The 12,847-nt window shown below is 45.2% G+C and carries 11 protein-coding genes; all 11 read right to left on the bottom strand.

The features are described 5' to 3' along the window. Positions 1 to 6: 6 nt before the first annotated feature. The 11 genes from fliM to IEY48_RS05070 all read right to left on the bottom strand — a co-directional run bounded on the left by fliM (position 7) and on the right by IEY48_RS05070 (position 12,722). A complete protein-coding gene (gene fliM, locus IEY48_RS05120; protein WP_188917940.1) occupies positions 7 to 1,035 on the bottom strand; it encodes a flagellar motor switch protein FliM in 1,029 nt (342 codons plus the stop codon). 29 nt (positions 1,036 to 1,064) lie between these two features. Then, the gene (gene fliL, locus IEY48_RS05115) at positions 1,065 to 1,586 is read right to left on the bottom strand and encodes a flagellar basal body-associated protein FliL (protein ID WP_283106147.1); all 522 of its coding nucleotides are present in this window, start codon (positions 1,584 to 1,586) and stop codon (positions 1,065 to 1,067) included. A 91-nt stretch (positions 1,587 to 1,677) separates the two neighbouring features. Then, positions 1,678 to 3,576, bottom strand: coding sequence for a flagellar hook-length control protein FliK (locus tag IEY48_RS05110; RefSeq protein ID WP_188917938.1), 1,899 nt, complete (start codon positions 3,574 to 3,576; stop codon positions 1,678 to 1,680). Positions 3,577 to 3,876: 300 nt separating this feature from the next. Then, positions 3,877 to 4,323, bottom strand: a complete 447-nt coding sequence (gene fliJ, locus IEY48_RS05105; RefSeq protein WP_188917937.1) for a flagellar export protein FliJ — start codon at positions 4,321 to 4,323, stop codon at positions 3,877 to 3,879. Positions 4,324 to 4,326: 3 nt separating this feature from the next. Continuing rightward, complete coding sequence (gene fliI / locus IEY48_RS05100) at positions 4,327 to 5,667, bottom strand: flagellar protein export ATPase FliI (RefSeq protein ID WP_188917935.1); 1,341 nt, start codon at positions 5,665 to 5,667, stop codon at positions 4,327 to 4,329. Continuing rightward, positions 5,664 to 6,740 carry a flagellar assembly protein FliH gene (gene fliH, locus IEY48_RS05095; RefSeq protein WP_188917934.1) on the bottom strand — a complete coding sequence of 359 codons (1,077 nt, stop codon included), beginning with the start codon at positions 6,738 to 6,740 and terminating at the stop codon, positions 5,664 to 5,666. Before fliH ends, fliI begins: the two co-directional genes overlap by 4 nt. 106 nt (positions 6,741 to 6,846) lie before the next feature. Further along, entirely contained in the window at positions 6,847 to 7,893 is a 1,047-nt protein-coding gene (gene fliG / locus IEY48_RS05090; RefSeq protein ID WP_188917932.1) for a flagellar motor switch protein FliG, read from the bottom strand. After that, on the bottom strand, positions 7,886 to 9,565 hold the full coding sequence (fliF, locus tag IEY48_RS05085) for a flagellar basal-body MS-ring/collar protein FliF (RefSeq protein ID WP_188917995.1): 1,680 nt from the start codon (positions 9,563 to 9,565) through the stop codon (positions 7,886 to 7,888). The genes fliG and fliF overlap by 8 nt, the downstream gene beginning before the upstream one ends. A 72-nt stretch (positions 9,566 to 9,637) precedes the next feature. Next, positions 9,638 to 9,979 (bottom strand): flagellar hook-basal body complex protein FliE, encoded by a 342-nt coding sequence (gene fliE, locus IEY48_RS05080; RefSeq protein ID WP_188917931.1) that lies wholly within the window; start codon positions 9,977 to 9,979, stop codon positions 9,638 to 9,640. Positions 9,980 to 10,168: 189 nt separating this feature from the next. Continuing rightward, positions 10,169 to 11,518, bottom strand: a complete 1,350-nt coding sequence (locus IEY48_RS05075; RefSeq protein ID WP_188917929.1) for a sigma-54-dependent transcriptional regulator — start codon at positions 11,516 to 11,518, stop codon at positions 10,169 to 10,171. Further along, positions 11,511 to 12,722: a sensor histidine kinase gene (locus IEY48_RS05070; RefSeq protein ID WP_229786327.1), complete on the bottom strand. Its 1,212-nt coding sequence runs from the start codon at positions 12,720 to 12,722 to the stop codon at positions 11,511 to 11,513. The genes IEY48_RS05075 and IEY48_RS05070 overlap by 8 nt, the downstream gene beginning before the upstream one ends. Positions 12,723 to 12,847 lie beyond the last annotated feature (125 nt).

The following is a 12,847-nucleotide window of genomic DNA, read 5'->3' as shown; positions in this document are numbered from 1 at the left end:
ATCACCTTATAAATCTGAAATATCACGAGATTTACCTTTACGTGTTACCAGTTGTAATTCTGATTTAACCGTTTCAGGTCTAGCTATTTTTTCACTGATTTTTAATGCTAAATTATCTCGTGACTTGCCTAACTTACAACGATAAGTGGGTAAGTCTTCAATTCGCATCATAATATGCTCTGGCAGGTCTATCGGAATAATATCACCGGCTTTAAACCCCATCACATCACGCAACGTGACTTCATGCTCAACAATGTTGGCATCAAAGCCGACTTGAACATCCATGATTTCATCACGTAACGCTTGTGACCAGCGCATATCAGTATCTTGTTTATCACTTTGTACACCAGCATCGAGCAGTTCACGAATTGGCTCAATCATCGAATAAGGCATAGTGATGTGAAAATCACCGCCGCCGCCATCAACTTCAATGTGGAATGAGTTAATCACCACCACTTCCGTCGGGCTGACAATGTTGGCCATTGCAGGGTTAACTTCTGAGTCAAGGTATTCAAACTCGACATCCATTACTGGTGCCCAAGCGTCTTTATAATCTTCAAAAATAATCTTTAACAACAACTGCACAATTCGGCGTTCTGTTGGGGTAAATTCACGGCCTTCAATTTTGGCATGGAATCGACCATCGCCACCAAAGAAGTTATCCACCAATATAAACACTAAACGTGCTTCCATGGTGATAAGTGCAGTGCCTTTTAATGGGCTAAAACGCACCATATTCAAACTCGTTGGTACAAATAGCGTGTGTACGTACTCGCCAAACTTAAGCATTTGCACGCCATTAATTGACACTTCAGCCGCACGGCGCATCATGTTAAACATGCTTATACGAAGATGACGTGCAAAACGTTCGTTGACGATTTCAAGCGTGGGCATACGGCCACGCACAATTCTGTCTTGAGACGAAAAGTCATATGAGCGAGCATCTTCACTGCTCTCCTCAATATCATCCTCATCGACATCGTCTACTCCATGTAGTAGCGCATCGATTTCATCTTGGCTTAATAAATCACTCACATCGTGGCCTTAGCAGTTAATGCATTGGGTTATTGCATAACAAAACCAGTAAACAGGACCTTTTCGACCACTTTTTTACCTGTTATTGGTTGCAGCGTATTTTGTACATTGAGCAATGCGAGTTGACGAAGCTCATCTTTACCGGCTTGGGTGCTGAGCTTTTGCACATCTGCACCGCTAAACGTAGTCAATAATGCATCTTCAATTAAAGGAATATGTTTTTTAGTTAGCACACTGTCATCTTCACCGCGCACCATAAGCTGTACTTTAATTTCAACTAAACGCGCACGGTCAACACCGGGGAGATTAAATAGAAATGGTCTTGGCATGCCAACGTAATCGGCTTGAGCCATCTCTTCAGGCTCAGCGGCTTGAGCCTCAGGCGCGTTAGGGTTTGCTGCGGCGGCCGGTTCGTCTGAACCCATAAAAAACCACGCTGCACCACCCGCTAATAACAGCACCACTAAACCAATGCCGCCAAACAGCACCAGTTTGTTTTTCTTTTTGCCACCCTCTGCGGCATCTTGTAACTCTAATTCTTCTTCAGCCATGATGGTCCCCAATCAACAACGTGATCAATATGATGACAAACTCAATCAACCATTGTTATAAAAAGTCATATAATCTCTATAGGTTACCTGCTTAAGCATAATAATCTATAGCAGAATGTAAACTCCTTGACGAATTTGTCATCAAGTTCACTTCTTGTGCTGCTATTTCATCCAATTGGCCGTCTGCGGCAGTGCCCTGTTGTCCACTTTGTCCTTGCTGTTGCTCTCGCCCGTCGCCACCTTGGGATACATGACTATCGGTCAGTTGTAATCCTTCACTGGCTAACATGTCACGTAAACGAGGAATCGCTTGTTCAACTAAGTCACGAGTTTGTGATTGTGCAACGTTAAACTGCACCTGGGTTTGGTCACCCTGGATTTGAATCTTCACCGTAAGATGACCTAGCTCTGGTGGATCAAGGCGGATTTCGGCCTGTTGAATACCATTACTGACCATAGTGACTAGCTGCTGCTTCATTACTGGAGAAAACTTCTGGATCATTTCCTGCATTTGCGTGCCGGCATCGGCCTGAGTTTGCGGCCTTAACGATAGTTGAAACTGCGGTACCTCACTCTTGTGAGCTGGGGTAAAACTGCTTTGGTTTTGCAACGCTTTGGTATCTGTTTCAGCGGTTTCTGACATAAAGTCTAAGCCACTTGTAGTAACGCTGGCAGTGTGACTTAACTCATTTGCTGACACTTTTGAGGCGACCGAGTCGAGTACCACAGAAAACTCAGCCTTTGCCAATACTTTACTGTTAGCAGGATCGGCTTGAATGTTGCCATCAATACGGGTTTTATCGCCTAAAATTGATTTAGCGTCAGCAGCCCAAGCGCTCGAGGATTGTAAGTCAACTTTAGAGGCTGAAGATTCTGCGCCAAGTGTTGACACTGAAGCAGCATTTGAAGATGGCGATGCGTTTAGCGCAGAAATAGACTGCGTCAAGGTAACATCAATATCATCCGTATCGACACTATCGGTAGTTGCTGTTGTCACCGTTGTAAAATCAATAGTATCAGGGGCCGATTTAGCGGTTTCAACATCAGCATCACCCGCAGCGAGCGAAGCAGTTTTAGACTTTATTTCTTCTGCAGTAACCGTGGTCTTTGTAAAGTCAATTCCATCGATATCATCAGTAATAGCCTGTGAGGCTGTCGTTGCCTGCATATTGTTAGGTTTGACTTGCTCAAACATAGAGACGCCAAGCGCTTTGTCTATTTCGCTTTGCTCGTCACTATTCAGTAGTTGCAGTGATACCTCTTCAGCCTCATCTAATTTAAAGTCAATATCTGCCATCGCCAAAATTGACTCATCGACCACTGGGGCCTGTAAATTAAAGTCCTTAATGATTGCACTTAACTGCTCACGATCTAATACCTGCAATTCTTTTGCAGATAAATGACTAAAGGCCATTAAACCACTGAGCTCTTGTTCACTCAGTTGCGCCACCACCTCTTTTGACGAGCTAAGCTGCGGTGCAAGGTCAATCGTATTGGTAAATAGTTCGCCTTCAAACTCAATAGAATCGAAGCTAATTTGCTCGAGTTCGAATGAATTATCCGTAACAGGTACAGCGGTAGAAGAGACAGAGCTTGGTGCGTCAATAACCGGCTCTAATTGAGAGTCTTGTTCAACGTATACACCGTGTTTATCGATAAGCGGCAATTCGTTTCCGCCACCCGAGTGACGTTTACCTAATGAGTCAGCCATGGTGAGTTGGGCAAAAATCATATCCGCGTCAGCATTTTCATCAGCAAGTTGTTCAGCCGTTTTATTGAGTTCTTTTTCGATATCGGCATCGTATATTGGCACTTCGACATTTGTATCCACAGCTTTAACACCGCTGTTTTTTACTGGTTCACTCGATTCATTAGCTTGAGAGAATGCAGACAAGAATGATGTATTTTCAATATCTTGCATATTATTTTTCGAACTAACATCAGCAGATTGGCTGCTATTGCTCAGTAAGATATTGCTCATTTGCTGCATAATGGGCTCCACTTAATCAAATCAAGTTTGCTGTTGTATTATCAACAACGGATTCTACTTATATTCACCAGCGGGCTTAATGACCCTGATCATTCAGACAAATCACCCCAGACGATAAAGGCGGCAAAATACCCTTGGTGACTGTCACTTCGCTGACGATTTCGCTTTCAATAATTAAAAGGAAGCAATTAAAGTGCCACTTATTTTATTGGGTATGATTAATAAAGAGAGGGAAACTGAATAGGATGACTAGAAAGCTAACTAACAGGGAGAATAAAAAGCACAATAAGGCTTAGCGCACTATTTCATTTTGTTTCTAAAATATTGTTGCATGGCAAACTCATCAGACATTTTTTGCTCACGTTTTGACTCAGCGATTTGCGCTTTGGTGGCTTTTTTAGCGAGTAGCATTTCAACAGCTTTGCGTTTTTGCTGGGTTTCTTGCCAATGTTGTTGCCGATAGCCAACTTGTTTTTCACCGTCTTGCACAACTGCAACTTGCTGATTAATCGCACTGTCTACCTGGCGAATAAACTGATGAAATTGATGATACTGATTAGCGCGCAATGTGGTGCCGGTATGGCCTTCCATTTGCTTCATGTAATCTAGGCGATAATTATTTAATGCATCAAGTTGCCCTTGACGCTTTTGCCGTTCAAATTGTGCCGCTTTTAACTGCAACGCGGCTTTTTCTTCGGCCTCGACCGCTAATTTAAGTACCGTAACAAGGGGGTCAGTTTTAGCCATGGGTTAGCCTTGGCACTGCGCTGCAATTTGAGTCAGCATCACTTTACTGTCGTCAAAACTCACTGGGTCTTTAAAGCCCTGGCGTAAAAAAGCATTCATGGCAGGTTGTAAGCGAATCGCATTATCAATACGCGGATCGCTACCTTGTGCATACGCCCCAATAGAAATTAAGTCGCGGTTTTGTTGGTATAGCGAATACATTTGCTTCACTCGGCGCATAGCCTCTAAATGCTCAGCACTAATCACCATGGGCGCCACACGGCTAATCGACGCTTCAACATCAATGGCAGGGTAATGGCCAGAGTCAGCCAGTTGACGCGACAACACCACGTGGCCGTCTAAAATCGCCCGCGATGCATCGGCAATAGGATCTTGTTGATCATCACCTTCGGTTAGTACGGTATAAAACGCAGTAATAGAGCCTTGCCCTGGCCCGCCATTACCCGCGCGCTCAACTAAGCGCGGCAATTTAGCAAACACTGAAGGCGGATAGCCTTTGGTGGCTGGTGGCTCACCCACCGCTAACGCAACCTCACGCTGAGCCTGAGCATAACGGGTTAAACTGTCCATTAGCAGTAATACATCGTAGCCTAAATCGCGAAAATACTCAGCGATTCGGGTAGAGGTTTCACAAGCACGCAAACGCATTAATGGCGATGTGTCAGCAGGCGCGGCAACCACAACCGAGCGTGCACGGCCTTGCTCACCTAAAATTTCTTCAATAAATTCTTTGACTTCTCGGCCACGTTCACCCACCAGCCCAACCACAATAATGTCGGCAGTTGAGCCGCGTGTCATCATGCCTAACAGCACACTTTTACCCACACCAGAGCCAGCAAACAAGCCCATACGTTGACCTTTACCGACGGTAAGCATTGAGTTAATGGCCCTTACGCCCACATCTAAAGGTTCAGTGATTGCCCTGCGAGATAAAGGGTTAATATTAGGACCATGTCGAGCCGCCTGCTGATCGGTATTGAGCGGCCCTAATCCATCTAATGGCGCGCCACTGCCGTCGAGCACTCGCCCAAGCAATGACAACCCCACATTTAAACTCGACTGCTCACCTAGTGGTCTAACTCGCGCACCGGGCAATACACCACGTAGTTCTTCAATTGGCATGAGATAAAGTAACTTGTCATCAAAACCAACCACTTCAGCAACCAACTCACCCGCCATAGTTTCAATTGAACATAAGCTGCCCACTGGCGCACGACAACCTGTGGCTTCGAGTGTTAAGCCAACAACTCGCACTAACTGCCCGCTGGCAACGGGGCGTAGCGGCAAGACTTGCTTATGGTGAACGGCAAATTTATTGAGTAATTGTTGCTTCCGTGAACTCATCCATTGTCCTTAACATCATTTGGCTCATCCGTTAGCGTTATGTCTTGCTCAGTACTTTCTACAGATGATTCTGTTGTTGCTAATGTTGGATCGAGTTCGGGCTCGATTTCAGCAGCAACTGCATCAGGCATTTGCTCAGTTTGCGCGACATCTTGCGCTTGCGGCTGCACATTGTCTGGTTCAGTTTGCTTTGCTTGAGCTTGAGTTTGCGCTTGCTGATAAGCGCTTAAATCATCCACTGTGGTTGTTTGGTAAGTCGGTGTGGCTTCTTTTAATTGCTGGGTATTTTTCGCTAACTGATCGGCCTGTAATTCCAGCTCAGTAAACACTTGTTCAATGCGCTGCTCTACCCGTAAATCTACCGATGAACGTACACTCTCGATAACGCAGTCGCCATTTGATAATGTTGGGTCAATATCGATTTGCCATTGATTCTTTTGCAGTTGCTCTGGCGGATAACTGTGTGAAACCACATCAGCATCGTGTTGATTTAAGCGTAATTTCACTAATTGATCTTTTAAAGGCAGTGCGTCAACACCTTGACGAAGCGCCGATAAAATATGTTCCGGATGAGTTTTTAATTCATGCCCAACAACCGACTTAGCCAAACTAATGGTCATGGCCAGCAGCTCAGCTTCGATTTCAACATCTAAAACAGCAAGCGGTTGTTCAAACTGATTGATAAGTTGAGACAACTGCTCAAGCAACTGATTAACTTGGGTTTGACCAGCTTCTAACCCTTGCTGTTCACCTTGAGCAAAACCCTCACTGTGGCCTTGCTCTAAGCCCTCTAAGCGACCTTGCTCTACCCCTTGCTGATACCCATCTTGCTTGCCTTGCTCAAACCCTTCTTGTTCAGCAGTAGCGCGAATATCTTCAATTTGCGCCATAGTTGGTGGTGCCATTGATTTTTCTGCAGTGACGGGTTTTGCTTCGTAAGGTTTTGACGACTTACCAAACATATTTGATGGATCTTGGCTTTGATCTCGGGTGATATCAGGCAGTTGCCAATGACTGAATTCAACTTCATCATCAACACTAAGCACTTTTTTAGACGATTTGGATTCAGACATAGGAGTCTCTTCAGTTGTCGCTGTCGGTTATCACGGCAACAACGTATTGCCGCGTTTAAACTGTATCAAAGGCTAACAAGATAAGGCTAGAGTGATAGGCTAAGAATTATAAAAACTCTTCGCCACCGCCACCGCCAAGCATAATCTCACCACTGTCGCTTAAACGACGCGCAATCGATAAAATCTCTTTTTGTGCCACTTCCACTTCACTAATACGAATTGGGCCCATTGCCTCTAAATCATCACGTAACAGCTCAGCGGCACGTTTAGACATATTGCCCAAGATTTTCTCTTTTAAGGCTTCGTCAGCACCTTTAAGTGCTTTCATTAGCACATCTTGCTGTACTTCGCGTAACAAGGCTTGAATACCGCGGTCGTCCACATCGATTAGGTTTTCGAACACAAACATCATGTCTTGAATTTGCTGCGCCATCTCTTCATCAGACTCACGCATGGTTTCCATGATTTGACTTTCAATGCCAGTATCGAGGTAGTTCATAATATTGGCAGCTGCTTTTAGGCCACCCATTTTCGCAGCTTGTGCCCCGCCTTGGCCAGCAAACTGTTTCTCCATGATGTCGTTCAATTCTTGTAATGCTGCGGGTTGTACTTCTTCAAGGTTAGCAATTCGCATCATTAAGTCTAAACGCGTGTTTTCAGGGAACTGACTAAAAATCTCTGCCGCTTGATCAGGCTCTAAATATGACATGACAATCGTTTGAATTTGCGGATGTTCGTTTTGGATAATGGTAGCTACCTGGCGTGCATCCATCCATTTTAACGAATCAAGCCCTTTAGCGCCGCTGCCCATAATGATTTGTTCAATCAAGTTACCGGCTTTATCTTCACCCAGTGCGGCGGTTAACGCTTTACGGACAAACTCTTCGCTGTTAAAGCCAATTGACGAAAACTTTTGAATATCATCAAGAAACAGCTTATGTACGCCAATGACCTTTTCTTGACCAAAGTCTTCCATTGCCGCCATCGCCATCCCCACTTTTTGAACCTGCTTAGGCTCTAAGTGCTTTAAAATTGACGCGGCATCGGCCTCACTTAAACTCAGGAGTAAAATCGCGGTTTTTTCAATGCCGCTGAGTGATTCTGGATCAAAAGCTGCGGCTTTTGCTGGTGCTTTTTCATTTTCATTAGCCATTGTCTTGTAACCAATTCTTAACTACTTGAGTGGAAAGCTCAGGCTCATTGGCCACGAGTGCTCTAATTGCTTTAATCATATCATCATCTTTATGCAAATTAGGAATTTGAATTGATCCATCATCAGCATAACTGTATTCGGCCTCTTTGGTATTCAGCATACCTAGGGTATCTGCAGCGTATTGATCTTCAATTTCAGCTAATTCATGCCCAGGACGTGTTTCCGGTGGCATTTCGGTGCTTTGCGGGTTGGTAAGCTTTTTCAGCATTGGACGAACCACCGCTAAAAACAACACTAAAATTAACAATGCGCCTAACACCAAGCGAATGGCGCGCCAAAACCAAGGTTGCTCCCACATGTCTGGCTCTGGTAGTTCTTCAATCAACTGATCCATAAACGGCACTGTGACCACCTCAAGCGCATCGCCACGCTGAGTGCTAAAGCCTACAGCACCTTCAAGTAAACGGCGAATGTTAGTTAACTCTTCTTCAGTGCGAGGCACACGAGACACCTGGCCGTTTTCATCGACTTGGCCGGGTTTAAAATCAATGGCTACCGACACACTCACACGGCGCACTACACCGATTTGTTGGCGAGTATGACTAATGGTGGTATCAAGTTCATAATTTCGAGTCGCTTCTTTAGACATATCGCCCGAGGTTGTTGAACTTGTAGCCTCACCTGCCACTTGCGGAATGTCTGACTCCATTGGCGGTTGATTACTTAACGCACCAGGGATGCCGCCAGAACTTTGACCGGTAGAGTTACGCTCAATGGTCATTTCGCTACGAATGGCCGGTAAATCAGGTGAGAAACGCTTAGCGGTTTGCTCAATCGCGGTAAAGTCCATATTCACATCCACTTGCGACGTGAAGTTTTCTGGCCCTAGGATTGGCATTAAAATAGATTCAATTTTTCTGCGGTACTCTGCTTCTTTTTGCTGTACAAGCTCAGACTCGCGGCGTGCTCGAGCTGATGTACCATCTTGGCTGCCCGAATTTAATAAGCGCCCGTTTGAGTCAGTTACTGTCACGCGAGACGGTTCAAGTCCCTGCACTGCAGAGCCGACAATATCAACAATAGAGTCAATTTCTTCTTGGCCTAATCCACCACGGCGAACACTCACAACCACAGTAGCGCTGGCCTTTGAAGCATTGCGGGCAAATACATTTTCTTTTGGTAGGGCTAAAATCACTTTGGCGCGGCTAATACTTTTTAACTCTTCAATGGCGCGTGCTAAGTTTAATTCTTGGCTGTGCTTTAAGCGGGCCTGCTCCATGCGCTGGCTCACACCAAAGCCACTGTCCTGGCTTAAGTAGTCATTAGCTTGCGTGCTGCTTTCAATACCCGCACGGCTTAAGAGTAATTTTACATCTTGATAAACGTCTTCTGGTACTTTGACCACATCAACATTAATTTGATAATCAATTTGGTTTTTATCCAGCACATCAAGTACCTGGATCATTTCGGCCGTGTCCATTTTACCCAGTGGACGATATTCTGGCTCTTGCGCCCACATAATCACAAATACGGCTAACGCAAGACACACAGCTAACGCCAAAATCATGATCACCTGGCGCATCATGTCAGCACCGCCAACACCGCCCATTAACCCAGACTTATTCTCTTGTTGGACACCGGCGTCAACTGTTGAATCTGAACCTACCATTATGTCTGTGCTCACAATATGTACCTGCTATATGTCTGATGTGATTAATTACCTAGCGCTTAAAACCGACAGCGGCTAAACAGGCATACTCATGATTTCTTTATAAGCATCAACTAACTTGTTACGCACTTGCACCGTGGCCTCAAAGGCAACGCCGGCTTTTTCACGGGCGATTACCGTGTCAGACAAGCTAACAGTGGTGTCACCCATATCTAATCGCGATGCTAAATTTGCTGATGTTTGTTGAAGTCCGTTAACACTGCCCACAGCCTGAGATAACAACTGGCTAAAATCAGCCCCTGTGGTGTTATTCACTTGCTGGGTTAAGTTAGGAGCAATAGACGAGCCAATAGAAGGGGCTACTTCGCCACGAAGTGATTGCATTTCTTGTAATAGTGGATTTGCGCTAATCTGCATGATGTCACTCCCTTTTGTCGACTTTTTGACGACTTCAATAATCTTATAAGGAGTTAAAGCAATATAGATGCCAAGATTTAAAACGAAAGGAATAACATCAACAAAAACAACTTATCTACATGACTGCAGATAAGTTGAATTTAATTAAAGTTCTATTTAATCAGTTAATTAAAGTTTACACAAACAAAGCTACGCCGGTAATTGAATCCCCATATCGCGCATTTTTGCCATTTTATAACGCAAAGTTCGCGCACTAATGCCTAATTTTTCAGCGACCATTTTCCGACTCCCCTGACATTGATTCAAGGTTTCTAAAATAATCACGTGCTCCTGAGCTTTTAATTCATCGCCTAGTCCTTCAACATCTTGGGGCTTGTCATTATCCACTTGCTCCGCAGGCATTAAACTGACATCAGCAGAATCAATAATAATGTCATTAACCCCAATCTCATCATTAACGCGTAAAATCAGCGCCCGTTGAATTACATTATCAAGTTCGCGCACATTCCCCGGCCAACGATGAGTTAATAATCGTCGGGTAGCAGCGTCGTCAAGTTTTGGCACTGACGTCATATTTAAGGCTTTAGCATGCTTAGCCAGTAAATGACGCGCTAACGGTAAAATATCTGCCGGACGTTGATGCAGTGCTGGCCACGTTAACGGAAACACGTTAATACGGTAGTACAAATCTTCTCTAAACTCGCCAGACGTTGCCATGGCTTTAAGATCGCGGTTTGACGTTGCAAGTACCCGCACGTCCAATTTAATGGTTTTACGGCCACCTAAACGCTCCACTTCGCGCTCTTGCAATACACGCAATAACTTGGCTTGTAAGCCCAACTCCATTTCCGATATTTCATCGAGTAATAGCGTGCCGCCCTGGGCCTGTTCAAATTTACCCGGGCATGCTTGATACGCGCCAGTAAACGCGCCTTTCTCGTATCCAAACAGCGTGGCTTCAAGCATGTTTTCAGGAATAGCCGCGCAGTTAATTGCAATAAACGGCTGTCCATTACGCTGGCTATGCTGATGAATATACCGCGCTAATACTTCTTTACCAGAGCCACTTGGGCCCATGATCATCACCGAGGCATCAGACACAGCAACGCGCTGAGCAAGTGCTAATAACGCTAAACTCTTGTCATCGGCAACCACGGGATTATCGTGGTTTTGCTTTAACGGTAAATAACGTGACACCTGGTTAAGTAGTACTTCAGGCGCAAAGGGTTTGGCGAGGTAATCAACCGCACCTAACTTCATGGCACTCACGGCACTGTTAATCGTCGCATAAGCTGTCATTAACAATACCGGCACTTTAGGCTGATGTTGCTGCAAATAACTTAACAAGCCCATGCCGCCAATGCCGTCCATTTGCACGTCACTGATGACCATATCAAATTGATTGGCTTTTAAGGCTAAAATAGCCTCTTCTGCGCTACTCACATCAACACAGTCATAGTGTGCTAAGAGTAAAGTGTCTAACAATGCTTCACGTAAATCGGCATCATCTTCAACAAGTAATATATGTGCTTCAGCCATGTGCCACCTCCTGATGATGTGCTTGTTTAGCGTGTGGAAAAATCAATCGAATATGGCAGCCCATTCCTGGTTTGCACGACAATTGAATTTGCCCGCCATGGTTACGAACCACAGACTGCACCACAGCTAACCCAAGGCCTGTGCCCTGGCTTTTAGTGGTATAAAATGGCTCTAACACTTGTTTTTGCATGGCAGGGTCAAGGCCTTTGCCATTGTCGATCACATCTAATAATAGTCCGTCTGCGGTTTCACTGGCAGACACTTTAATTTTAGTCGCGCCCGCTTCAATGCTGTTCATCACTAAATTATTCACCGCCGAACTTAACGCATTAGCGTTAGCAAGCATGGTCGAATGCGAGGTATCTTCAGCTTGTAACTGGCAGTGTTTTTTATCTGCTATTGGCTCACAGTTCGCCATTACCTGGGTAATGATGTCATCTAGGGTAACAGATTCGGCCATGCTGTCTTGACGACCTTTGGCCATAAGCAACATGTCATTAACTTGACGCTCTAACTCGTTTAAGCGATCCACCAATTTAGATTGAAACTTAGTGCGCGCCGTATCAGTTAACTTCGGGCTAGCCAAATTTGAGGCGTACAACAGCGCTGCAGACAACGGCGTACGTACTTGATGCGCCAGGGTTGCCACCATTTTGCCTAGTGAAGATAAGCGCTGTAAATGCGATAAATTCTTTTGTAATAAACGGGTTTCAGTTAAATCTGTGATAACGATTAACTGCCCAGGTTCTGGCGCTAATGGCGTAATCGCCAATTTCACTCTACGGCCATTTTTAAGCGACACTTCATGGCCATCATCGTCTTGCGGCGCAAATGCACGGTGAATAATGTCAAACCAGCGCGCCCCTAGTAGCGGACGACCTAATAACTCTGTCGCAACAGGGTTCGCGAGGGTAACTACGCCATCACCATCGATAATCACCACGCCTGATGGCATAGCCTGAAGAATATGCGCCATTTGATTAGACATATTGGCAGCCTTACTTGAATAAGCACTTACAACCGGCGCAAATACCGGTGCTTTAGCATGCGCAATACTTTGACGGATGGCATTGTCACTTGGCCGGTAGTCTGGCTGTGACGCTGCATAAGGTGTGGCAGTAAGTGGGGTGGCAGAAAGCGATGCTGTCATCGGCAACTCAACCTCCGCTGCACGCGGATTTGATAACACTCGAGCTGAATACATGGCCACTCCGTCAAAAGAATTACATTTGTTCTGGTGGATGCATTAAGTATGCCAAGGCGAGGATCTAGGGCTAGGGTCTAGGGGCTAGGGGCTAGGACGGACTTCGTCCTGCTAGGTTCTAGGTG

The organism is Shewanella saliphila, from assembly GCF_014648295.1.
GTDB lineage: Bacteria > Pseudomonadota > Gammaproteobacteria > Enterobacterales > Shewanellaceae > Shewanella > Shewanella saliphila.
The sequence above is the reverse complement of the archived record's forward strand: the minus strand, read 5'-3'. Positions and strand labels throughout refer to the sequence as shown.

What these genes read in the sequence shown, in the direction of transcription:
- fliL (WP_283106147.1), bottom strand. Translation starts at nt 1,586, where the DNA reads ATGGCTGAAGAAGAATTAGAGTTACAAGATGCCGCAGAGGGTGGCAAA.
- IEY48_RS05075 (WP_188917929.1), bottom strand. Translation starts at nt 11,518, where the DNA reads ATGGCTGAAGCACATATATTACTTGTTGAAGATGATGCCGATTTACGT.
- fliI (WP_188917935.1), bottom strand. Translation starts at nt 5,667, where the DNA reads ATGAGTTCACGGAAGCAACAATTACTCAATAAATTTGCCGTTCACCAT.
- fliE (WP_188917931.1), bottom strand. Translation starts at nt 9,979, where the DNA reads ATGCAGATTAGCGCAAATCCACTATTACAAGAAATGCAATCACTTCGT.
- IEY48_RS05070 (WP_229786327.1), bottom strand. Translation starts at nt 12,722, where the DNA reads ATGTATTCAGCTCGAGTGTTATCAAATCCGCGTGCAGCGGAGGTTGAG.
- fliH (WP_188917934.1), bottom strand. Translation starts at nt 6,740, where the DNA reads ATGTCTGAATCCAAATCGTCTAAAAAAGTGCTTAGTGTTGATGATGAA.
- fliJ (WP_188917937.1), bottom strand. Translation starts at nt 4,323, where the DNA reads ATGGCTAAAACTGACCCCCTTGTTACGGTACTTAAATTAGCGGTCGAG.
- IEY48_RS05110 (WP_188917938.1), bottom strand. Translation starts at nt 3,576, where the DNA reads ATGCAGCAAATGAGCAATATCTTACTGAGCAATAGCAGCCAATCTGCT.
- fliG (WP_188917932.1), bottom strand. Translation starts at nt 7,893, where the DNA reads ATGGCTAATGAAAATGAAAAAGCACCAGCAAAAGCCGCAGCTTTTGAT.